Origin of the sequence: Halomonas kalidii (genome assembly GCF_030010475.1) — a bacterium.
GTDB classification, from domain to species: Bacteria; Pseudomonadota; Gammaproteobacteria; order Pseudomonadales; family Halomonadaceae; genus Halomonas; species Halomonas heilongjiangensis.
Genome location: NZ_JASCQN010000041.1, coordinates 129,813 through 151,475 on the forward strand (window position 1 = coordinate 129,813; position 21,663 = coordinate 151,475).

The following is a 21,663-nucleotide window of genomic DNA, read 5'->3' on the forward strand; positions in this document are numbered from 1 at the left end:
CGAGAGGCGAACCCGAAGGTTCGCCTCTCTTGGTCCTGCTTCTCTTGCCGGCGTGTTCCCTCAACCCTTGCCGATCGAGGTGATGTCGCTTACGACATCTCTTATGCCAGTCTCAAGCCTTGCTGGTCTTGCCGGCCTTGCTGGCGTTCTTGGGTGGACGACCGCGCTTGCGGCGCGGCTGTTCGGACACCAGGTCGTCGAGCGAAAGGCCGGCGTCGTTGATCGCCTCGCGAATCTCGGCCAGCTTGCGCTCCTTCTGCGCTTCCTCTTCCTGACGGTGCAACTCTTCATCCTTCTTCTGCTCGATGACCTCACCGATCACCTCTGCCAGCTTATGGAGCTGTTCCATGCTCAACTGGCGTGCCGCGGCGCGAGCCACGTTCTTGTTGCGAGCGATGCGCTCCAGGGATTCGCTGGACATTGGCCCCCTCCATGCCGAATTAACGAAAAGGTTACTCATGACACTGTACGTCAAAAGTATATGCACACTTCGGGTCTTGGCAAGAAAATACGTGCAATTATTTTCGTCGAACTGCCGGACAATGGTTGTCAGTCCTCGACAGGATCCCGACACGAAGACGGCGCCAACCTGGCGCCGTCTCGATAGGGGAAGCGAATGAATTCGACGTTCAGCCACCGGTCATGTTCATGAAGCGCACCACCTGGACATCGCCGTCGGTGGTGAAGTGATGGCGCTCCGGCTTGAGTGCCATGGCCGCGACGATGCGTTCCTTGAGGATCTCGATATCGCCCGGATGACGCCGCAGCACCTCGCGCAGGTCCACCGAGTGCTCGTTGCCGAGACAGAGCAGCAGGCGCCCTTCCACGGTCACCCTGACCCGATTGCAGGTGGCGCAGAAATTGTGGCTGTGGGGTGAAATGAAGCCGACGCGGGTGTCGCTGTCGGGCATGCGGAAATAGCGCGACGGGCCCAGGGTGGTCTCGGTGGTGGGGATCAACTCGTGGCGCGTCTCGATGAGTGCCTGCACGTCGTCGCTGGAGCAGTAGGTCTCGCCTCGACTATGGTCCGAGACGTCCCCCAACGGCATCTCCTCGATGAAGCTGATGTCGAGCCCTTCCCGGCGGGCGAAGTCGACCAGATCGATCACCTCGTCGTCGTTGCGCCCCTTGAGGACCACCGCATTGAGCTTGATACGCTCGAAGCCGGCGTCCTGAGCGGCGTGGATTCCCTCGATCACCTTGGCCAGCTCACCGGTACGGGTCAGGCGACGGAAGCGTTCGGGATCCAGCGAATCGAGGCTGATGTTGAGCCGCTCGAGCCCGGCCCGGCGGAGACGATGGGCATACTTGCCAAGGCCCGCACCGTTGGTGGTCATGGCGAAATCCCGGAGTCCCGGCAACGCGCCGATGTCCTCGACCAGGCGGTCGATATCGCGACGCACCAGGGGCTCGCCGCCGGTCAGGCGCACCTTCTCCACCCCGAGTTCGATGAAGGCCCGCGCCACCAGCGCCAGCTCCTCCAGGGTCAGCACCTGGGCGCGGGGCAGGAAGGTCATCTCCTCGCTCATGCAGTAGACGCAACGAAAATCACAGCGATCGGTGACCGAGATGCGCACGTAGCGCACCCGCCTGCCGAAGTCGTCGATCAGCTCATCGGGTAGTGCCATCGTCATGTCTCCCAGCGGTGGGCATCCGCGTGATCCGAATCACGCTCGGCAACCCAGTAATCGCCGTCGGTGGCGTGTTCCTTCTTCCAGAACGGGGCGCGGGTCTTGAGATAATCCATGATGAAGTCGCAGGCTTCGAAGGCGGCACGCCGATGGGCACTGGCGACCACCACCAACACGATAGGGTCTCCGGGGGCGAGCCGTCCAACCCGATGGATCACGCGCACCCCATCGAGCGACCATCGCGCCTCGGCTTCCGTCACGATATCGTCGAGGGCCGCTTCTGTCATGCCGGGGTAATGCTCGAGGGTCAAGGCCGTGACCTCGGGCCGTTCGTTGAAGTCACGTACCAGTCCGGTGAAGCTGACCACGGCACCGATATCGGTGCGCCCGGCCAGCAGCGCCTGCTGTTCGACGCCCGCGTCGAAGGGCGCCTCCTGGACACGAATCATGTTCAGCCTCCGGTCACCGGGGGAAAGAAGGCGACCTCGTCCTCGTTGGTGATCGGCGTATCGTCGGCGGACATCACCTGATTGACCGCACACAGTACTCGCCCCTCGTCGAGCAGGGAGTAGCGGGAATCGAGCGCCTTCAGTGCCGCCTTGAGGCCTGCCACATCGGCACTCGGCAGGCTGTCGAACGGCACCGAAAGATCGCCGACACCGAGCCGCTCACGCAACTCGGCCAGGCACTTGACCCGCACACAGGGCGAGGCGGTGTCGCAACGGTTGCCCACCGAGACCTCGCCGGCACTGCCTTCGCCGGTGACGATGGGGGCGACCGGTGCGACGGCGGCGTCGCCACGGCGATAGTCCCCCGAGCGTCCGCCGCTCTTGGTGTCGAGGTGGATGCCGCCGATCTCCATCTCCTTGTCCACCGCCTTGCACATGTCGTACAGGGTCAGGCAGGCCACGGAGACCGCGGTCAGCGCCTCCATCTCGACGCCGGTACGGCCGTTGAGGCGGCAGGTCGCGGTGACCTCGACACAGGAGGCGGCCTCGTCGAGGCGGAAGTCGATGGCCACCTTCGACAGCGCCAGGGCATGGCAGAGCGGGATCAGCTCGTGGGTCCGCTTGGCGGCCTGGATGCCGGCGATGCGCGCGGTGGCCAGCACGTCACCCTTGGGCAGGCCGCCCTCGGCGAGCAGCGCCAGGGTCGCCGGCTGCATCTGGATGCGTCCCGAGGCACTCGCCTCGCGCCGGCTCTCCGGCTTGTCGGCGACGTCGACCATATGGGCTTCGCCGCGGGCGTTGAGATGGGTCAGTGACATGGAAAGCGCCTCATGGAAGTCGATGAAGAGGATGGACGGTGACTGCCTCGCCGGGCGCGGCGACCTCGCGGTCGGCGGCGAGCTCGATCAGACAGTTGGCCTTGACCATGGAAGAGAGGATGCCCGATCCCTGGGCGCCGGTGCTGGCGACCGTGAGTCGCCCCCGGCCGTCGCAGCGGTAGATGCCGCGCAGATAGTCGACGCGCCCGACGCGGCTCTTGAGCTCATGCTCGGCCAGCGCGGTGAGGGTCGCCGGTTGCCAGGCGTCACGCCCCAGCAGGCGGGCCATCAAGGGTGCCACGAACCGCAGGAAGGTGACCATCACCGCCACCGGGTTGCCGGGCAACCCCAGGAAGGGCACGCCGCGCTCGCCCAGGCGACCGCAGGCCAGGGGACGCCCCGGCCGGATGGCGATGCGCCAGAAGCCGAGTTCACCGATCTCGGCGAGGGCCGCTCGGGTGAAATCGGCTTCGCCCACCGAGACGCCGCCGCTGGTGATCACCAGATCGGCCTGGTTCGCGGCGCTGTCCAGGGCGGCGACCAGGGCGGCCCGGTCATCGGGCAGGATGCCGAGATCGAGGACCTCGCCGCCCTGTTCCGCCACCAGGGCCCGGAGGGTGAAGCGGTTGGCATCGTAGATGCCGGCCGGGGGCAGTGGCTCACCCGGCGCGGTGACTTCGTCACCGGTGGAGAAGATCGCCACCCGTGGCCGGCGAATCACCCTCGCCTCGGCCAACCCCAGGGAGGCCAGCAGGCCGAGCTCCGCCGCCGACAGCCGGGTACCGGCGGCCAGCGCCGGCGCCCCGCGGGCGATGTCCTCGCCGGCCCGGCGCACGTTCTGGCCACGCCGGACGCGCTCGGGGTGCTCGACGACCACCCGCTCATCGTCCAGCACCGCGAGCTGCTCCTGCATGATCACGGTATCGGCGCCCGGCGGCAGCGGCGCCCCGGTGGTGATGCCCAGGCACTCGCCCGGCGCCAGCGGGGTCGCGTGGCGCCGCCCGGCGAACAGCCGGCCGACCCGCCGCCAGCTCTCGGGCCGGGGGCCCGACGCCGGCCAGGCCAGGGCGATGCCGTCCATGGCGGCGTTGGTGCTCTGGGGCACGTCGAGGGGCGAGGTGATCGCCTCGGCGAGGACCCGGCCGTGCAGCGCGTCCAGCGCCACCGACTCGGCCGGCAGCGGCCCGGCGACCAGTTCGGCCAGCGCCGCGCCGGCCTCCTCCACCGAGAGCATCCGTTCGCCGAGATCGAAGCAGGAGAGCGTCATCTCGTCGTCTCCGCCGCGGTCTCGCGCGGGAACCGCTCCCCCGGCCAGCGCGACGGCCAGGCGGCGATCCAGGCGGTGATGGCTTCGAGATCGTTGAGGTCCAGCGCCTCGACGCCTTCGGGCAGCGCCAGCGGCGAGTCGCTCGCCACCGCCTTGACCCAGGGATCCTCGGCCACCCGCAGCGACTTGCCGACCTCGGGACGATAGAGCTCCAGCTTGGGCAACGGCCAGGCCTTGAAGCCCTCCACCAGCACCAGGTCCGGCGCCTGGAGTCGCACCATCTCGACCAGTTGCCCCAGGTCGGGTTCGTCGCGGCCCGGGGTCTCCATCATCAACGCCAGCCGCGCCCGGGAGGCCACCAGCATCGGCGCCGCCCCCGCCTGGCGCAGGCGGTAGCTGTCCTTGCCGGGCTGGTCGACGTCGAAGCCATGGTGGGCGTGCTTGATCACCGCGACGCGCAGCCCGCGTTCGCCGAGCCGCGGCAGCAGCCGCTCGAGCAGGGTCGTCTTGCCGGTACCGCTCCAGGCGGCGATGCCCAGCAGCGGCAGGCGCTCGTCGAGGTTCAGCCTCTGATGACGGGTCTGGCTCATGAGGTCGGGGACTCCTTGTGCGCCCGGTGCGACACGACCTGCTCCAGGCGCCGCTTCTCGTCGTCGGTGTTGAGGTTGGCGAAGGCCCCGGGACAGTCGGAGAAGTCCACCTCGCACCAGGCATGGCGGGCGTACCAGCGGTCGATCTTGCGCTCGCCGGCGGCCAGGGCCGCGGCCAGGTCGTCGGCCAGGGCGGTGCGCAGCAACGCCACCACCGGGTGCAGCCGCTCGCCGTCGTGGGCCACGGCGATATCGGCCCCTCCGACACCCGCCACCAGCCGCGCGACCAGGTCGCCGGGCAGTGCCGGGCTGTCGCAGGGCGCCACCACCAGCCAGGGTGTGGTAGCGGCACGCAGGCCACTGTAGATGCCCATCAGCGGCCCCTGGAAACCGTCCTCGGCATCGATGATCACCCGATCGGCCAGCGCCCGGTAGGCATCGAGATGGCGGTTGGCGTTGATCATTACCTCGGCCACCCGCCCCTCCAGGCGCTCGATGACATGGGCGACCAGCGGGCGCCCGGCGAAGGGCTCGAGCCCCTTGTCGCGCCCGCCCATGCGGCGCCCCTGGCCGCCGGCCAGGATCATGCCGCTGAGTTCGCCTTGCGTGATCATGGGCTCTCCTGCTCTCCCGGATTCGTTATCGAGTGTTGCAATCCCCCATGATGCCTGAGCCGGGCGGGTGGTGCCATGTCACCGGGCGCCGCTCCTGATGCCGATCAAGACGTCGGCTTATCGCCGGCCGGCCGAGCGGGTATCATGGTGTCAAGGATCTTCAACGATCATAGCTCCCCAGACGACAGGACAGCCGATGCAAGGATTCGATGTGGGGTCTCGCCTGCGCCAGCTGCGCAACGCCCGCGGCCTCTCCCAGCGCGAACTGGCCAAGCGAGCCGGCGTCACCAACAGCACCATCTCACTGGTCGAGCAGAACAGCGTCAGCCCCTCGGTGAGCTCGCTGAAGAAGATTCTCGATGCCCTGCCGGTATCGATCAGCGCCTTCTTCGCCGGCGACGAGCTGAGCCAGCCGCGCCCCTTCTATCCGGCCGACGAGCTCACCGAGATCGGCGACGGCCATCTCTCCTGGCGGCTGGTGGCGGCCAGGCGCCCCGACCGCAGCATGTCGATCATCCATGAGCGCTACCCCCCCGGTGCCGACACCGGCGAGGAGATGCTCGAGCACGAGGGCGAGGAAGGCGGGGTGGTGATCTCGGGGACCGTCGAGATCACCGTGAACGGCGAAGCCGCGGTGCTCGGCGCGGGCGATGCCTACTACTTCGACTCCCGCCTGCCCCACCGCTTCCGCAACGTGGGCGAGACGGAGTGCGTGATCGTCAGCGCCAACACCCCGCCGACCTTCTCGGACGGCGGGCAGGAGCTGCATCACGCCTGAGGGTCATTCGTCCTCGTCGGCGCCGGGCAGGACCCAGTTGAGCACGATGCCCACCAGGGCGGCGAGGCTGACCCCCTGCAGGGTGAACTGGCCGCCACCGAACTGCATGCCGCCGATACCGAACACCAGGATCAGCGAGACCACCACCAGGTTGCGCGGCGCGGTCAGCGAGTGGCCGGCGCGCACCAGGGTGTTCATGCCGACCACGGCGATGGAGCCGAACAGCAGCGTCATGATGCCACCCATCACCGGGCCGGGGATGGTCTGCAGCAGCGCGCCGAGCTTGGCGACGAAGGCCAGGCCGATGGCGATGCAGGCCGCCACCACCATGATCTTCGGGTTGAAGGCCCGGGTCAGGGTCACCGCCCCGGTGACCTCGGAGTAGGTGGTGTTGGGCGGGCCGCCGAACAGCGCCGCGGCGGAGGTGGCCAGGCCGTCGCCCAGCAGGGTGCGGTGCAGGCCGGGCGTCTCCAGGTAGTTGCGACGGGTCACCGAGCCGATGGCGACCATGTCGCCGATATGCTCCACCGCCGGGGCGATGGCCACCGGGATCATGAACAGGATCGCCGCCCAGTGGAAGCTAGGCGCGGTGAACTCGGGGATCGATACCCAGGCGGCCTCGTCGACCGACGTGAAGTCCACCACGCCCATGGCAAGCGCCAGCGCGTAGCCGGTGGCGATCCCGCCCATGATCGGGATGAGTCGCAGCAGGCCACGGCCGAATACCGCCAGCACCAGGGTCACCAGCAGGCTGGCCATGGAGAGGAAGATCGCCGGGCCATAGCCGATATGCTCGCTGGTCTCGCCGGTGGCCATGCTCACCGCCACCGGCGCCAGCGCCAGGCCGATCACCATGATCACCGGCCCCACCACCACCGGTGGCAGCAGCCGGTGCAGCCAGACGGTCCCCTTGAGGCGCACCGCCTGGGAGATCGCCACGTAGACCAGGCCGGCGGCGAAGAGCCCGCCGAGGGTGGCGGAGACCCCGAAGCTCGCCACCGAGCCCTGGATCGGCGCGATGAAGGCGAACGACGAGGCCAGGAACACCGGCACCGTGACCCGGGTCACGCCGTGGAAGAGCAGCGTGCCGATGCCGGCGGTGAACAGCGCCACGCTGGGGTCGAGACCGGTGAGCAGCGGCACCAGCACCAGGGCGCCGAAGGCCACGAAGAGCATCTGGGCCCCGGTCAGCAGGGTCTTGAGCGGGGAGTCGACCGGCACCCGGGCCGCCGCGCTTGAATCCGTCATGCGGAATTCTCCGTATTGTCGCCAGTGATGTCGCAAGCGATGGATGAGATGACAAAGAGAACGCCCCCGGATCGGCAATCTCGGGGGCGTCGGCTGGCGCAGCCAGGTTCCTGCCAGGAATCAGCGGGTGCCGAAGATCTTGTCACCCGCATCGCCGAGCCCCGGCACGATATAGCCGTGCTCGTCGAGGTGGTCGTCCACCGCGGCGGTGTAGATCTCGATCTCCGGGTAGGCCTCCTGCACCCGCTTGATGCCTTCCGGGGCCGCCACCAGCACGATCACCTTCATCTGCTGGCAGCCGCGATCGCGCAGCATGTCCAGGGTCGCGACCATGGTGCCACCGGTCGCCAGCATCGGGTCGATGACGATCGCCAGGCGCTCGTCGAGATCGTTCGCGAACTTGGCGAAATAGGGCACCGGCTCCAGGGTCTCCTCGTCACGGTAGAGGCCCACCACGCTGACCCGGGCGCTGGGGATCAGGTCGGTGACGCCGTCGAGCATGCCGAGCCCGGCACGCAGGATCGGCACGATGGTGACCTTCTTGCCCTTGAGCAGCTGCACCGGAATGGGCTGCCCGCTCCAGCCATCGATCTCCTGGGTCTCGAGCTCCAGGTCCTGGGTCGCTTCGTAGGTGAGCAGCTTGGCCAGCTCGCCCGCCAGCTCGCGGAAGCTCTTGGTACTGATGCCGGCCTCGCGCATCAGGCCCAACTTGTGCTGGACCAGCGGATGGTGGATGGCGTGAACGCTCATGGCAGGAACCTCTTGGCGGCAATGGATCGGGGGCGACCTTCGTCGGAGGGACGGCACCGACAAATTGCGCGTCATTTTACCCGTATCGCTCCGTGAGGTTAAGGCGCATCGCTCTCGTCGCTCGGGGCTGATCCGTCGACAGGTCTACGAGGAGGCGCTATGAACCCCTCCCTGGGCGCTACCTTCGCCATCCATGGCGAAGGACCTCCTCTACGACCTGTCCCCGGCGCCCCTTATCATGTTCAGCTGCGATTACCTTGGCCCTCGTCGGAACCTTCAGGCAGCTGCCAGTCGATCGGCGTGCGGCCGCGCTCGACCAGGTAGGCATTGGCCCGGGAGAAGTGGTGGTTGCCGAAGAAGCCACGGTGCGCCGAGAGCGGCGAGGGGTGCGGCGACTCCAGCACCAGGTGACGAGAGGTGTCGACCAGCGCCTTCTTCTGCCGGGCATGGCTGCCCCACAGCAGGAATACCGAGGGCTCGGCGTGCTCGTTGACCGTGGCGATGGCGCGGTCGGTGAAGGCCTCCCATCCCTTGCCGCGGTGCGAGCCGGCATTGCCCTGCTCCACCGTCAACGAGGTATTCAGCAGCAGCACCCCCTGGCGCGCCCAGTGCTCGAGGCAGCCGTGGTTCACCGGCCGGAAGCCGACATCCGCAGCCAGTTCCTTGTAGATATTGACCAGCGAGGGCGGCACGGGAACCCCGGGGCGCACCGAGAAGCAGAGGCCATGGGCCTGGTCGGGCCCGTGGTAGGGGTCCTGCCCCAGGATCACCACGCGCACCCGATCGAGCGGCGTGAGCTCGAAGGCCCGGAACCAGTTCGAGGAGTGCGGATAGATGACCTTCCTGGCCGCCTTCTCGGCGGCCAGGAAGTCGCGCAGGGCCTGCATGTAGGGGGCCTCGAACTCGGCGCCCAGCCACCGCTGCCAGCTGTCGGGAAGAGGACAGGTCATGGGTCAGCGCTTCACCTGATCGACCAGCGGCTCGACATAGGCGATGCCCATGTCCCAGGGAAACTGGATCCAGCAGTCCTGGGCCACCTCGGTGAGGTACTGGTCGACCAGGGGTCGCCCCTCGGGCTTGGCATAGACGGTGACGAAGTGCGCCTTGGGCAGCATCTCGCGCACCTTGCGCGCGGTCTTGCCGGTATCGACCAGGTCGTCGACCAGCAACCAGCCTTCGCCGTCGTGATCGACGCCCTTCATCACATCGAGCCCGCCCTGGTCCATGTGATCGTAGCTCTTGATGCAGACGGTATCGATCAACCGCACGTTGAGTTCGCGGGCGATCAGCGCGGCGGGGATCAACCCGCCCCGGGTGATGGCGACGATGCCCTTGAAATCACGCTCGATCAATCGGTGGCAGAGCTCGCGCACGTCGCGATGGAGCTGGTCCCAGGAGACGGTGAAATGCTGATGATAGCGATGGCTGCTCATGGCGGGAGACTCACTCATCCTCGGTGAAGGAACAGACCGCGAAGACCCCGAAGCCGGCCTCGCGGATGCGCTGTGCCCCGCCGAGATCCGGCAGGTCGACGATGGTGGCGGTCTCGACCACCTGCCCGCCGCTGCGGGTGATCAGCTTGGCGGCGGCCAGCATGGTGCCGCCGGTGGCGATGAGGTCGTCGACGATCAGGATGCGATCGCCCTGGCGGAAGGCGTCGGAGTGCAGCTCGACCTCGGCCTCGCCGTACTCCAGGGTGTAGGTCTCGCTGATGGTCTTGAACGGCAACTTGCCCTTCTTGCGCACCGGGACGAAGCTGCAGCCCAGTTCGTAGGCCAGTGGCGCGCCGACGATGAAGCCGCGAGCGTCGATGGCGGCGATGGCGTCGAGATCCATCTCCTGGTAACGGTGCACGAAACTGTCGATCAGCTTGCGAAAGGCCGCGCTGTTCTGCAGTAGCGGCGTGATGTCGCGGAAGTTGACCCCCGGCTGCGGCCAGTCGGGGACGGTGCGGATCACGGACTTGATGTAGTCGCCATAGATACTCATCGCGAATCTCGGTAGGTGGATGTCAGTCGAGGAACAGGAACTTCAATACAAAGAGTAGCGCCAGCACGATCACCGCCGGATTGAGATCCTTGAACCGCCCGGACAGCGTCTTGATGGCGGCATAGCTGATGAACCCCAGGGCGATGCCCTCGGCGATCGAGAAGGTCAGCGGCATGGCCAGGGCGGCGATCAGCACCGGGGCGGCGTCGGTGGGATCGTCCCAGTTGGCGTGGGCCAGGCTGCCGGCCATCAGCACCGCCACGTAGAGCAGCGCGCCGGCAGTGGCGTAGGCCGGGATGGAGCCCGCCAGGGGGGCGAAGAACAGGCTGACCAGGAAGAGCACGGCCACTACCACCGCGGTCAGCCCGGTACGCCCGCCCGAGACGATGCCCGCGGTGGATTCGATGTAGCTGGTGGTGGTCGAGGTGCCGAGCACGGCACCGGCCATGGAGGCGCCGCTGTCGGCCATCATGGCGCGCCCGAGCCGGGGCAGCTTGCCGTCCTTGTCGAGCAGGCCGCCCTTGTGCGCCACGCCCACCAGGGTGCCCGAGGTGTCGAACAGGTCGACGAACAGGAAGGCGAAGATCACGCTGAGCATGGCCACGTCCAGCGCCCCCGCCAGGTCGAGCGCCATGAAGGTCGGGGCGATGGAGGGCGGCATGGACATCAGGCCGCCGAACTCATTGTGGCCCAGGAGCATCGCCAGCACGGTGATCCCCAGGATGCCGATCATCACCGCCCCGGTGACTTTCAGATAGGCCAGCGCCGTGATCACGAAGAAGCCCAGCAGCGCGTAGATCGCCGGCGGCTGCGACAGGTCGCCGAGCGCCACGTAGGTGGCCGGGTTGGCGACCACGATGCCCGCGTTCTTCAGGGCGATCATCGCCAGGAACAGGCCAATCCCCGCGGCGATCCCCAGCCGCAGGGAGAGCGGGATCGAGTTGATGATCCACTCCCTGATCTTGAAGACACTGAGCAGGAAGAAGCAGAAACCGGAGAAGAACACCGCCCCCAGCGCGGCCTCCCAGGTGTAGCCCATGCCCAGCACCACGCCGTAGGTGAAGAAGGCGTTGAGGCCCATGCCGGGCGCCTGGGCGATCGGGTAGTTGGCCCACACGCCCATGATCAGACAGCCCACGGCCGCGGCCAGGCAGGTGGCGACGAAGACCGCGCCATAGTCCATGCCCGCCTCGGAGAGAATGCTGGGGTTGACGAAGATGATGTAGGCCATGGTCAGGAAGGTGGTGATCCCGGCAATGACCTCGGTCTTCACGTCGGTGTTGTGCTCGGCCAGCTTGAAATGGTCGTCGATGAGGCGTTTCAGCATCGTTGTCTTCCTGCGCGGGGACAGTAGCGTCGTCCGGGGTGCGAGAAAAGCCGCTCATGGTACCCAATGCCCTGTCGGGATGCGAGACGGCGGGCAACGCCATGGGGCGGCTCCATCCGCCTTATATAAGCAACCAACGGGCCATGCGCCAGCCGATCCTCCAACGCAGGCTTGACGGAATGGTCAACCCGATACCGCGTTCAGGCCCCGCGTGCGGCCAGTACCCGCTCCACGGTCTCGACGATCGCCTGGGTCTGGGGATCGATCTCGATGTTGACGACATCGCCGGGCACTCGATCGACCAGGACGGTGCGCGCCAGGGTCTCGGGAATCAGATTGACGCAGAAGCGTGGCCCCCGGGTCGCCGTGGCGGGCTTGACCTCGCCGATGGTCAGGCTGATGCCGTCCACCCCGATGTAGCCCTTGTCGAACAGAAAGCGACCCAGGGCATGGGGCAGCTCGAACCACAGACGCCGGTTGTTGGGGGCCTCGTCGAGCTCCACCAGCTCGGCCATGGCCATCACGTGGCCGGACATGGCATGGCCGCCGATCTCGTCGCCGAAACGCGCCGCCCGCTCGATATTGACGCGGTCCCCCACCCGCAACGCCCCGAGGTTGGTCAGCCTGAGGGTCTCGCGCATCAGGTCGAAGCTGATCCGCTCGCCGTCGATCGCGGTGGCCGTGAGACAGACACCGTTGTGGGCCACCGAGGCGCCGATCTCGAGCCCGTGGCGCAGGGCCTCGGGCAGCGCGACCACATGGGTGCGAAAGGCCTCGGCCTCCTCGATGGCGACCACTTCCGCCGTGCCCTGCACGATGCCTGTAAACATGGGAGCTCCTCGCTGTCGCGGCATCGGCCGCGGGATACCGGAAAGCCAGATAGTGTAGGGAATTCCCGGGCCCGGCGTCCATGCACCGACACCTCATCGGTCCGGCGATATCAGAAAATAATTCCTTCTTACCCCATATTGCAGAACGATTCTCTACAAAAGCACCCGAATAGCCGGATCATGAACCGCCATGCTTGACAGTTTTTGGCTTTGGTCTTAGTCTTCGCCCCACATTTTGATGGCGCCGATTTGTACCCGGATTGCGGGCGCCAGCGCCGCGATCGCCCTCCAGGCGACCGTGGTGTGAAGTGCAGCTAAAAGGGTGTGTCCAGCGTTGATGGCCACCCGCCAGGGTGGCCTTTTTTTTTGCCCCCGCTGCATGGCCCGCGCCGCCCGGGCGCCCTCCCCCGCGGAGGCTTCCATGATCCGACTGCACAACGTTTCCAAGACCTACTATCTCAAAGGCGGCCTCAAGGGCGGCCTCAAGAGCCGTGGCAAGGGGCGTTCCGATGCCTCACCCGGGCGAGATGCCGAGCCCAGGGTCGTCGAGGCCCTGAAGAATGTCGACCTGCACGTCCCCCAGGGGCAGATCCACGGCGTCATCGGCCTGTCCGGGGCCGGCAAGTCGACGCTGATCCGCTGCGTCAACCTGCTCGAACGCCCCACCGCCGGCTCCGTCTTCGTCGACGGCCAGGAGCTCACCGGGCTCGCCAATGGCGCCCTCCACCGGGCACGCCATCGGATCGGCATGATCTTCCAGCACTTCAACCTGCTGACCAACCGCAACGTCTTCGACAACGTGTCGCTGCCGCTGGAACTGATGGGCATGAAGCGCGCCGCGATCCGCGAGCGGGTCACGCCGCTGCTGGAGCTCGTCGGCCTGGCCGACAAGGCCGACCAGTACCCCGCCCGGCTCTCCGGCGGCCAGAAGCAGCGGGTCGCCATCGCCCGGGCGCTCGCCAGCCGCCCGCGGGTACTACTGTGCGACGAGGCCACCTCGGCACTCGACCCCCAGACCACCGGCGCGATCCTGGCGCTGCTGCGCGACATCAACCACAAGCTCGGCCTGACCATCCTGCTGATCACCCACGAGATGGAGGTGGTCAAGTCGATCTGTCACCGGGTCAGCCTGATCTCCGACGGCAAGCTGGTCGAGGAGGCCGACGTCGGGGATTTCTTCACCGCCCCGCGCACCCGGCTGGGGCGTGAGTTCCTCAACGACTTCCTGCAGCTCGAGCCACCCCGGGCGCTGATAGAACGCCTCGAGGAGACACCCGGCGACCATACCCATCCGGTGGTACGCCTGGCCTTCTCCGGCGACGCCGTGTCGACCCCGCTGATCTCGCGGCTGGCCCGGGAGTGCGGCGTCGACGTGAGCATCCTGCAGGCCAAGGTGGAGTCGATCCAGGAGCGCACCCTGGGGCTGATGATCGCCGAACTGATCGGCGCGACGCGCGAAACCGCCCGCGCCATCGACTATCTCGAAACCCATGATCTTCACGTGGAGGTGCTCGGCCATGTCCGGCGCGATGATTGACCTCATCATCAGGGCCACCCTCGACACCCTCTACATGGTAGGCGTCTCGGGGCTGATCTCGGCACTGCTCGGCGTCCCCCTCGGCGTGCTGCTCTACGTCACCCGCCCGGGCCAGGTGCTGGCCCACCCCCTGGCCAGCCAGGTGCTCGGCGCCGTGACCAACGTCGGCCGCTCGGTGCCCTTCATCATCCTGATGGTGGCGATCATCCCCTTCACGCGGATGCTCGTCGGCACCTCCATCGGTACCAACGCCGCCATCGTGCCGCTGACCATTGCCGCCATTCCCTTCGTGGCACGACTGGTGGAGGGCGCCCTCAACGAGGTGCCGCCCGGACTGGTGGAGGCCGCCCAGTCCATGGGGGCCACGCCCCGGCAGATCATCCTCAAGGTGCTGCTGCCGGAGGCCAGGGGCGGCATCATCACCGGACTGACCATCACCGTGGTGACCCTGATCAGCTATTCGGCCATGGCCGGCGCCGTGGGCGGCGGCGGCCTCGGCGACCTGGGCATCCGGTACGGCTACAACCGCTTCGATCCCACGGTGATGCTGATCACGGTGGTGATCCTGGTGGTGATGGTGCAGGGTTTCCAGATGCTCGGCGACCGCCTGGTACGGCGCACCGATCACAAGTAACTTCATCAAGGCAGAATAACCGCGGACGCCACCCAAGGAACCGCTGAACAAGCCAAATAGGCGAGCGGGATGAAGCGCAAGGCGCACGGAGCGCAGGAACCGGAGTGTAGCCTGCTACATGAGGATTCCGAGCACCGCGCAACGCAGCGATTCGCCCGCGCAGCCATTTGGCACGCAAAGGAGAATGACGACATGCAAGTGACCCTGACCCGCCTGCTCGGTGCCGCCACCCTGGCCGGCGCGGCCCTGGTGGCCGGCTGCGGCAGCGACGATGCCGACGTGAGCCGCACCATCAAGATCGGCACCGTGGCCGGCCCGGAGACCGAGGTGATGGAAGTCGCTGCCGGCATCGCCCGGGAGGAATTCGGCCTCGAGGTGGAGATCGTCGAGTTCACCGACTATGTCTCGCCCAACGCGGCACTGGCCGATGGCAGCCTGGACGCCAACGCCTACCAGCACGAGCCCTACATGCAGAGCATGGTGGAGGACCGCGGCTACGACTTCGCCGTGGCCGGCTACACCTTCGTCTACCCCATCGGCGCCTACTCCGAGAAGTACGACAGCATCGAGGAGCTGCCGGACGAGGCCATCATCGCCCTGCCCAACGACCCCTCCAACGAGGGCCGCGCGTTGATCCTGATGCACAATCTTGAGCTCATCGAACTCGCCGACCCGGAGAACCTGGAGGCCACGCCGCTGGACATCGTCGACAACCCCCACGACTACGAGTTTCGCGAGATCGAGGCCGCTCAGCTGCCGCGCGTGCTGCCCGACGTCGACATGGCCTTCATCAACAACACCTTCGCCCAGCCTGCCGGCCTGAGCCTGGACGACGCCCTGATCAAGGAGGGCCCGGAGTCACCCTACGTCAACCTGATCGCCGTGCGCGCCGGCGACGAGGAGCGCGAGGCGATCCGCCAGCTGGTCGAGGCCTACCAGACCGACGAGGTCGAGGCCAAGGCCGAGGAGCTGTTCGGGCCCCAGGCGGTTCCCGGCTGGAAGTAAGGGCAGCTCAATTACCTGCAGCGAGGGGCGCCGGGGGCAAGCCGAAGAGGAGGTCCTACGCCAGGGATGGCGTCGGTAGCGCCCATGGAGGGGTTCACAGCGCCTCCTCGCAGGCTTGCCGACGGATCAGCCCCGAGCGACACCACAATTCGAGATGCCTACAGGGTCGGCCACTGCGCCGGCCCCTGTCGTTGAAGGAGCCACCATGACACCGGACTACGCCCTGCTGGCCCGCCAGCTCGCGGCGCTGCTCGACACCCGCGACTGGCTGACCAACAGCGCCCAGGCCTGCGCCTTCCTGAGGCAGGAGATCCCCGCGCTCAACTGGGCCGGTTTCTACCTGCAGCGTGAGCCGGAAATGCTCTCGCTGGGCCCCTTCCAGGGCAAGCCGGCCTGCCACCCGATCCCCTTCGACAAGGGGGTCTGCGGTGCCGCGGCGCGCACGCGGCAGACCCAGCGCATCGATGACGTACACGCCATCGCCGACCATATCGCCTGCGACGCCGCCTCCAACGCCGAGCTGGTGGTGCCCATCGTGACCGGAGACCGCCTGTGGGGCGTCCTGGATCTGGACAGCCCGCTGCGCGGCCGCTTCACGGCCGCCGACCAGGCCGGCATCGAGGCCCTGATGGCCGTCTTCGTCGAACGAACGGATCTGGAATGAGAGACGCCCCCGCAGCAGGGCTGCGGGGGCGTCTCGGGAGCTGGTAGGACCAAGCGGATTTGAACCGCTGACCTCCACGATGTCAACGTGGCGCTCTAACCAACTGAGCTATGGTCCTGTCACGCTGTTGCCAGGATCGCAGCCGCCAGAAAATGGTAGGACCAGGCGGATTTGAACCGCCGACCTCCACGATGTCAACGTGGCGCTCTAACCAACTGAGCTATGGTCCTGCATCGGCTCATCCTGTCGGCTGCGCGACGCTCTCGGCGCCGCGGCAACGGATGCGTATATTACCGAAACTGCTGGCATTTGCAAGCCCTCAACGAGCGCTTTTGACCCTTTCCACCGCCTCCTGCCAGCCCTGGTAGAGCCGTTCGCGTTCGCCCTCCTCCATCTTCGGCACGAAGCTGCGCTCGCACTGCCAGAGCCCGGCGATCTCGTCCAGGTCGCGGTACCAGCCGAGTCGCAGCCCGGCGAGATAGGCCGCTCCGAGGGCGGTGGTCTCGAGCACCGTGGGACGGTCGACCTGGACGCCGAGCATGTCGGCGAGGAACTGCATCACCCAGTTGTTGCTGACCATGCCGCCATCCACCCGCAGGGTGCTCGGCGTGGCCGCCATGTCGTCGCTCATGCAGACCTGCAGGTCGCGGGTCTGGTAGCAGACCGCCTGCAGACCGGCGGCGACGATCTCGGCGATGCCGGTATCGCGGGTCAGGCCGAGGATCGCGCCACGGGCCTTCGGGTCCCAGTGCGGCGCCCCCAGCCCGGTGAAGGCCGGCACCAGGTAGACGCTATGGCCGCTGCGGGTCTGTCGCGCCAGGGCCTCGGTCTCGGCGGCGTCGGCGAACAACCGCAGGCCGTCGCGCAGCCACTGCACCGTGGCGCCGGCCACGAAGATGCTGCCCTCCATGGCGTAGGTGGGCTTGCCATGGAGGCGATAGCCGATGGTGGTCAGCAGGCGGTTGCGGGAGGTTTCGGCGGCTTCACCGGTGTTGACGATCATGAAGCAACCGGTGCCGTAGGTGCTCTTGCCCATGCCCGGCTCGAAACAGGCCTGGCCGAACAGCGCCGCCTGCTGGTCACCGGCGACACCGGCGATGGGCAACTCGCCACCCAGCCAGCGCGCCTCGACGGTGCCGAAGTCGTCGCTGGAGTCCTTCACCTCGGGCAGCAGGCTCGCGGGGATCTCGAAGAGCGCGAGCAGTGCCGGGTCCCAGCGCTGCTCATGGATGTTGAACAGCGCCGTGCGCGAGGCGTTGGTGGCATCGGTGGCATGCACCCGGCCGCCGGTGAGTCGCCAGATCAGGAAGCTGTCGACCGTGCCGAAGGCCAGTTCGCCGCGCTCGGCCCGCGCCCGGGCCCCCTCGACGTGCTCCAGCAGCCAGGCGAGCTTGGTGGCCGAGAAGTAGGGGTCGATCAGCAGCCCGGTGCTCGCCTGCACCGCCTCGGTATGCCCCGCCTCGCGCAGCCGCCGGCAGGCATCCGCCGTACGCCTGTCCTGCCAGACGATGGCATTGTGCAGCGGCTCGCCGGTCACCCTGTCCCACAGCAGCGTGGTCTCGCGCTGGTTGGTGATGCCGATGCCGACGATCTCCTCGAGCCCGACACCGGAGCGCTCGATCACCTCGCGGCAGGTGGCGAGCACCGTTTCCCAGATCGCCTCCGGGTCGTGCTCGACCCAGCCGTCCGCCGGGAAGTGCTGAGCGAACTCGCGCTGGGCCATGGCCCGATTGCGACCTTCGCGATCGAAGAGAATGGCACGGGAGCTGGTGGTGCCCTGGTCGATGGCAAGCAGGTAGTCGGCCATGGTGGTTCCTGTCGGTGGATGTTCGTTTGTGATCATCAAGAGTACTGCAGTGTGTTCGTATTGCTTTACGACTTTTGTCGAACGATGCCCTCCTGCGGTCTGCTCCCTCCTCCCGGGATGGCCTACAATGGGGCGATTGACAAGGAGCCGACATGAACCAGCAGCAACGACAGGACGCCATCGTCGACCTGGTCCGCCGCCAGGGCTATGCCAGCATCGAGCAGCTCACCGACCATTTCACGGTCACCCCGCAGACCATTCGGCGCGACCTCAATGCCCTGGCCGGCGAGGGCCTGATCCGCCGGGTCCATGGCGGTGCCGGACTCGAGTCGAGCACGGTCAATACCTCCTACAACACCCGCAAGACCCTGAACCTGGAGGCCAAGCAACGCATCGCCGCCCTGCTGGCCCGGCATATCCCCGACCACGCCTCGCTGTTCATCAACATCGGCACCAGCAACGAAGTGGTCGCCGAGGCCCTGCTCGAGCACCAGGGCCTGGAGGTGATCACCAACAACCTCAAGGTGGCGGCCATTCTCCAGCACAAGGAGGACTTCAACGTGATCATCGCCGGCGGCCAGGTGCGCCCGCGTGACGGCGGCATCATCGGCGAAGCCACCATCGACTTCATCAACCAGTTCAAGGTCGACTACGGCATCATCGGCATCAGCGGCATCGACGAGGATGGCTCGCTGCTCGAGTTCGACTATCAGGAGGTACGCGTCGCCCAGGCGATCATCCGCAATTCACGCCAGGTGTTCCTGGCCGCCGATCACTCCAAGTTCCACCGCAACCCGGTCGTTCGCCAGGGAAATCTCGGCCAGCTCGACGCCCTGTTCACCGACCGTCGCCCGCCGGAGGCCATCCTGCGCCTGCTGGAGGCGCACGACGTGGCCCTGCATATCGCCTGACCGATCCCTTCAGCCCCCCCTCCCGCGATCGCCCCGCCACGGCGGGAGAAATTCGCCTCGCCTCTTGATGTTCGGTTTTGATTCATCTATTTTCGGTTTCTAACATCCATCATGACGGCGGCGACCCGTATCAGTCACGCAGGAGACATCCATGGGCGGCAAGGCAAGTGAGGTGATCGATCTCTTCGTCATCGGGGGCGGCATCAACGGCGCCGGCATCGCCGTCGATGCCGCCGGACGCGGCCTCCGGGTGGCGCTGTGCGAGCAGGCCGACCTGGCCAGCGCCACCTCCTCGGCCAGCAGCAAGTTGATCCATGGCGGCCTGCGCTATCTGGAGCATCGCGAGTTTCGCCTGGTGCACGAGGCCCTGCGCGAACGCGAGGTACTGCTGGCCAAGGCCCCCCATATCATCTGGCCGCTGCGGTTCGTCCTGCCCCACCGCCCTCACCTGCGGCCGGCCTGGGTGCTGCGCGCGGGCCTCTTCCTCTACGACCACCTGGGGCGGCGGCAGCGCCTGGCCGGATCGCGAGGGGTGACCTTCGCCGAGGAGGACGGGCTCAGCCCCGGCATCACCCGCGGCTTCGAGTACTCCGACTGCTGGGTCGATGACGCGCGCCTGGTGGTGCTCAACGCCCTCCAGGCCAGGGAGCATGGTGCCGAGATCCTGGTCCGCACCCGCTGCGTCGCGACACGACAGGAGGCCGGGCACTGGGTCATTTGCCTGGAGGACGTCGAGAGCGGCACCCGCTTCGAGCGCCGGGCACGGGTGCTGGTCAATGCCGCCGGCCCGTGGGTGGAGAGCGTGGTGCGCGACCAGGCCGGGCGAACGTCCCGCTACGCCATTCGCATGATCCGCGGCAGCCACCTGATCGTGCCCCGTCTCAACCGCGACGACCGCGCCTATATCCTGCAGAACAGCGACCGGCGTATCGTCTTCGTGCTGCCCTACGAGGAGTCGTTCAGCCTGATCGGCACCACCGACCGACGCCACGACGGCGACCCTGCCCGGGTGACGGCCAGCGATGAGGAGATCGGCTACCTGCTCGAGGTGGTCAATGGCCACTTCCGCCGCCAGTTGGGGAGAGAGGACGTCATCGCCACCTTCGCCGGCGTGCGCCCGCTGTGCGACGACGAGTCCGCCGATCCATCGGCGATGACCCGCGACTACACCCTCGACCTGGACAGCGACGGCGCGCCCCTGCTGTCGGTGTTCGGCGGCAAGATCACCACCTATCGCAAGCTCGCCGAGGCGGCCCTGCATGCGCTGCGGCCCCACTTTCCCGGCATGGAGGGCCCCTGGACGGCGGCGGCCCTGCTGCCCGGCGGTGACATCGGCGATCATCACGACTTCACCGCCCGCCTGCTCGCCGATTACCCCTTCCTCGGCGACGCCAGGGCACGGCGCTTCGCCCGCAGCTACGGCAGCCTCTGCCTGCGTTTTCTGCACGGGGCCACCAGTGAAGAGGCTCTGGGCGAAGCGTTCGGCGCAGGGCTCACCGCCGCCGAGGTGGATTACCTGGTCGACCACGAATGGGCACGCAGCGCCGAGGACATCCTCTGGCGGCGCACCAAGCTCGGCCTGCGCCTGACCCCGGCACAGGTGCAGGCAGTGTCGCGACACGTGACGGCGCATCGCCACGGGCTGGCGGCATGATTCTCTCGCGGGGCAGGCTGTGATAAGGATGGCTGCCACCCCTACGACAGAGACTCAACGCATGCTCGCCCCCACGCTGACCGGCCTGGCCATGCTGCTGCTCGGCACCACGCTCATCGCCAGACTGCCGGTGCGCTGGTGGTGGATACGCGCCTGCGAATTCCCGCGTCTGCAGCTGGCCGTGCTTGCCCTGGTCACGGCGGCGCTCTCGCCGCTCGCCGGGCCACCCTGGTCCTGGGCATGCCTGGCGGCGAGCCTCGCGACCCTGGCGCTGCAAGTCCCTCGCATCCTGCCCTGGACCCGCCTGTGGCCGGTGCAGGTCCAGGCGGCCGAGCCCGGTCAGGAGTCGCGATGCCTGACCGTGTTGGTGGCCAACGTGCTTACCCCCAACCGGAATGCCGACAGGCTCGTCGGCCTGATCCAGCGCTACGACCCGGACGTGATAGTGACCCTCGAGTCGGACGACTGGTGGCAGCAACGGCTCGATGCGGCCCTGGGTGCGGGCTGGTCGCATGGCGTCAAGGTCCCGCTCGACAACCTGTACGGCATGCACCTCTACTCCCGGTTGCCCCTGCTGGCTCCCCGGGTCGAATGGCTGATCCAGGAGGACATTCCCTCGATACACACCGATATTGCGCTGAACAGCGGCGACATCATCAGGCTGCACGCCCTGCACCCCCGGCCGCCGGCGCCCAACGAGAGCGAGGAGTCCCTGTGGCGCGATGCAGAGTTGCTGCTGGTGGGCAAGCGAATCCACGAGACTCCCATGCCGACGCTGGTGGTGGGGGACCTCAACGACGTGGCCTGGTCACGCACCACGCGACTCTTCTGTCGTGTCAGCGGCATGCTCGACCCACGGCAGGGACGCGGCATGTTCAGTACCTTCCATGCCGATTACCCCTTCCTGCGCTGGCCGCTGGATCATATCTTCGTCAGCGAGCACTTCACCCTCGTGGCCATGTCGCGCCTGCCCGGCTTCGGCTCCGACCACTTCCCCATCCTCGCCACCCTCTGCTTCCGCCCCTCGCGGGCCGACGAGCACGACGCCCCCGCGGCCGATCACGAGGAACGGCGCGACGCCCGGGATACGATCCGCGAGGCCCGGGCCCGCGACCAACCGGACTGACGGGGATCCCGCCGCGAGTCCAGCCGCCTATTGC

The 21,663-nt window shown here is 67.3% G+C and carries 23 protein-coding genes and 2 tRNA genes; 8 read left to right on the plus strand and 17 right to left on the minus strand.

The annotated features are described in order from the left end of the window. Nucleotides 1–112: 112 nt before the first annotated feature. The 7 genes from QLQ85_RS13080 to mobA all read right to left on the minus strand — a co-directional run bounded on the left by QLQ85_RS13080 (nt 113) and on the right by mobA (nt 5,369). Nucleotides 113–421: an H-NS family histone-like protein gene (locus tag QLQ85_RS13080; RefSeq protein ID WP_282721774.1), complete on the minus strand. Its 309-nt coding sequence runs from the start codon at nt 419–421 to the stop codon at nt 113–115. Between the two features lie 208 nt (nt 422–629). Continuing rightward, nucleotides 630–1,628: a GTP 3',8-cyclase MoaA gene (gene moaA / locus QLQ85_RS13085; protein WP_282721773.1), complete on the minus strand. Its 999-nt coding sequence runs from the start codon at nt 1,626–1,628 to the stop codon at nt 630–632. 2 nt (nt 1,629–1,630) lie between these two features. Further along, nucleotides 1,631–2,080 carry a molybdopterin synthase catalytic subunit MoaE gene (gene moaE, locus QLQ85_RS13090; protein ID WP_282739396.1) on the minus strand — a complete coding sequence of 150 codons (450 nt, stop codon included), beginning with the start codon at nt 2,078–2,080 and terminating at the stop codon, nt 1,631–1,633. 2 nt (nt 2,081–2,082) lie between these two features. After that, on the minus strand, nt 2,083–2,898 hold the full coding sequence (gene moaC, locus QLQ85_RS13095; protein ID WP_282739397.1) for a cyclic pyranopterin monophosphate synthase MoaC: 816 nt from the start codon (nt 2,896–2,898) through the stop codon (nt 2,083–2,085). 10 nt (nt 2,899–2,908) lie between these two features. Beyond that, nucleotides 2,909–4,165: a molybdopterin molybdotransferase MoeA gene (gene moeA, locus QLQ85_RS13100; protein ID WP_282739398.1), complete on the minus strand. Its 1,257-nt coding sequence runs from the start codon at nt 4,163–4,165 to the stop codon at nt 2,909–2,911. Beyond that, the gene (gene mobB, locus QLQ85_RS13105) at nt 4,162–4,755 is read right to left on the minus strand and encodes a molybdopterin-guanine dinucleotide biosynthesis protein B (protein ID WP_282739399.1); all 594 of its coding nucleotides are present in this window, start codon (nt 4,753–4,755) and stop codon (nt 4,162–4,164) included. Before mobB ends, moeA begins: the two co-directional genes overlap by 4 nt. Beyond that, nucleotides 4,752–5,369 carry a molybdenum cofactor guanylyltransferase MobA gene (mobA, locus tag QLQ85_RS13110; RefSeq protein ID WP_282739400.1) on the minus strand — a complete coding sequence of 206 codons (618 nt, stop codon included), beginning with the start codon at nt 5,367–5,369 and terminating at the stop codon, nt 4,752–4,754. The genes mobB and mobA overlap by 4 nt, the downstream gene beginning before the upstream one ends. A gap of 196 nt (nt 5,370–5,565) precedes the next feature. On the opposite strand from mobA, the gene QLQ85_RS13115 reads away from it, so the two are divergent. Continuing rightward, the gene (locus QLQ85_RS13115; RefSeq protein ID WP_282721767.1) at nt 5,566–6,147 is read left to right on the plus strand and encodes a cupin domain-containing protein; all 582 of its coding nucleotides are present in this window, start codon (nt 5,566–5,568) and stop codon (nt 6,145–6,147) included. A gap of 3 nt (nt 6,148–6,150) precedes the next feature. On the opposite strand, the gene QLQ85_RS13120 is transcribed toward QLQ85_RS13115, so the two are convergent. The 7 genes from QLQ85_RS13120 to QLQ85_RS13150 form a co-directional block, all read right to left on the minus strand. After that, complete coding sequence (locus QLQ85_RS13120) at nt 6,151–7,395, minus strand: uracil-xanthine permease family protein (protein WP_282739401.1); 1,245 nt, start codon at nt 7,393–7,395, stop codon at nt 6,151–6,153. 120 nt (nt 7,396–7,515) lie between these two features. Next, nucleotides 7,516–8,145, minus strand: a complete 630-nt coding sequence (gene upp / locus QLQ85_RS13125) for a uracil phosphoribosyltransferase (RefSeq protein ID WP_282721766.1) — start codon at nt 8,143–8,145, stop codon at nt 7,516–7,518. Between the two features lie 242 nt (nt 8,146–8,387). Continuing rightward, nucleotides 8,388–9,095 (minus strand): uracil-DNA glycosylase, encoded by a 708-nt coding sequence (ung, locus tag QLQ85_RS13130; RefSeq protein ID WP_282739402.1) that lies wholly within the window; start codon nt 9,093–9,095, stop codon nt 8,388–8,390. A gap of 3 nt (nt 9,096–9,098) precedes the next feature. After that, nucleotides 9,099–9,578 (minus strand): xanthine phosphoribosyltransferase, encoded by a 480-nt coding sequence (gene gpt / locus QLQ85_RS13135; protein WP_282739403.1) that lies wholly within the window; start codon nt 9,576–9,578, stop codon nt 9,099–9,101. Nucleotides 9,579–9,588: 10 nt separating this feature from the next. Then, a complete protein-coding gene (locus tag QLQ85_RS13140) occupies nt 9,589–10,134 on the minus strand; it encodes an adenine phosphoribosyltransferase (RefSeq protein WP_282721763.1) in 546 nt (181 codons plus the stop codon). Between the two features lie 22 nt (nt 10,135–10,156). Next, nucleotides 10,157–11,461 carry an NCS2 family permease gene (locus QLQ85_RS13145; RefSeq protein WP_282739404.1) on the minus strand — a complete coding sequence of 435 codons (1,305 nt, stop codon included), beginning with the start codon at nt 11,459–11,461 and terminating at the stop codon, nt 10,157–10,159. Nucleotides 11,462–11,661: 200 nt separating this feature from the next. Then, a complete protein-coding gene (locus tag QLQ85_RS13150) occupies nt 11,662–12,291 on the minus strand; it encodes a riboflavin synthase subunit alpha (protein ID WP_282739405.1) in 630 nt (209 codons plus the stop codon). Nucleotides 12,292–12,712: 421 nt separating this feature from the next. Here QLQ85_RS13150 and QLQ85_RS13155 point away from each other — a divergent pair, with 421 nt between their 5' ends. The 4 genes from QLQ85_RS13155 to QLQ85_RS13170 all read left to right on the plus strand — a co-directional run bounded on the left by QLQ85_RS13155 (nt 12,713) and on the right by QLQ85_RS13170 (nt 16,131). Next, the gene (locus QLQ85_RS13155) at nt 12,713–13,828 is read left to right on the plus strand and encodes a methionine ABC transporter ATP-binding protein (RefSeq protein WP_282739406.1); all 1,116 of its coding nucleotides are present in this window, start codon (nt 12,713–12,715) and stop codon (nt 13,826–13,828) included. Continuing rightward, complete coding sequence (locus QLQ85_RS13160) at nt 13,809–14,462, plus strand: methionine ABC transporter permease (RefSeq protein ID WP_282739407.1); 654 nt, start codon at nt 13,809–13,811, stop codon at nt 14,460–14,462. The genes QLQ85_RS13155 and QLQ85_RS13160 overlap by 20 nt, the downstream gene beginning before the upstream one ends. A 192-nt stretch (nt 14,463–14,654) precedes the next feature. Continuing rightward, a complete protein-coding gene (locus QLQ85_RS13165; protein WP_282739408.1) occupies nt 14,655–15,467 on the plus strand; it encodes a MetQ/NlpA family ABC transporter substrate-binding protein in 813 nt (270 codons plus the stop codon). A 205-nt stretch (nt 15,468–15,672) separates the two neighbouring features. Further along, nucleotides 15,673–16,131, plus strand: a complete 459-nt coding sequence (locus QLQ85_RS13170; protein WP_282739409.1) for a GAF domain-containing protein — start codon at nt 15,673–15,675, stop codon at nt 16,129–16,131. 41 nt (nt 16,132–16,172) lie between these two features. Here QLQ85_RS13170 and QLQ85_RS13175 read toward each other — a convergent pair. The 3 genes from QLQ85_RS13175 to glpK all read right to left on the minus strand — a co-directional run bounded on the left by QLQ85_RS13175 (nt 16,173) and on the right by glpK (nt 17,938). After that, a tRNA-Val gene (locus QLQ85_RS13175) sits at nt 16,173–16,249 on the minus strand. A 35-nt stretch (nt 16,250–16,284) separates the two neighbouring features. Continuing rightward, nucleotides 16,285–16,361, minus strand: a tRNA-Val gene (locus tag QLQ85_RS13180). A gap of 89 nt (nt 16,362–16,450) precedes the next feature. Beyond that, complete coding sequence (glpK, locus tag QLQ85_RS13185; protein WP_282739410.1) at nt 16,451–17,938, minus strand: glycerol kinase GlpK; 1,488 nt, start codon at nt 17,936–17,938, stop codon at nt 16,451–16,453. A 152-nt stretch (nt 17,939–18,090) separates the two neighbouring features. Here glpK and QLQ85_RS13190 point away from each other — a divergent pair, with 152 nt between their 5' ends. From QLQ85_RS13190 to QLQ85_RS13200, 3 genes are all read left to right on the plus strand, one after another. Continuing rightward, nucleotides 18,091–18,849 (plus strand): DeoR/GlpR family transcriptional regulator, encoded by a 759-nt coding sequence (locus QLQ85_RS13190; RefSeq protein ID WP_282739411.1) that lies wholly within the window; start codon nt 18,091–18,093, stop codon nt 18,847–18,849. Between the two features lie 151 nt (nt 18,850–19,000). Next, entirely contained in the window at nt 19,001–20,503 is a 1,503-nt protein-coding gene (gene glpD / locus QLQ85_RS13195; RefSeq protein ID WP_282739412.1) for a glycerol-3-phosphate dehydrogenase, read from the plus strand. A gap of 61 nt (nt 20,504–20,564) precedes the next feature. Then, nucleotides 20,565–21,629: an endonuclease/exonuclease/phosphatase family protein gene (locus tag QLQ85_RS13200; protein WP_282739413.1), complete on the plus strand. Its 1,065-nt coding sequence runs from the start codon at nt 20,565–20,567 to the stop codon at nt 21,627–21,629. Nucleotides 21,630–21,663: the final 34 nt, after the last annotated feature.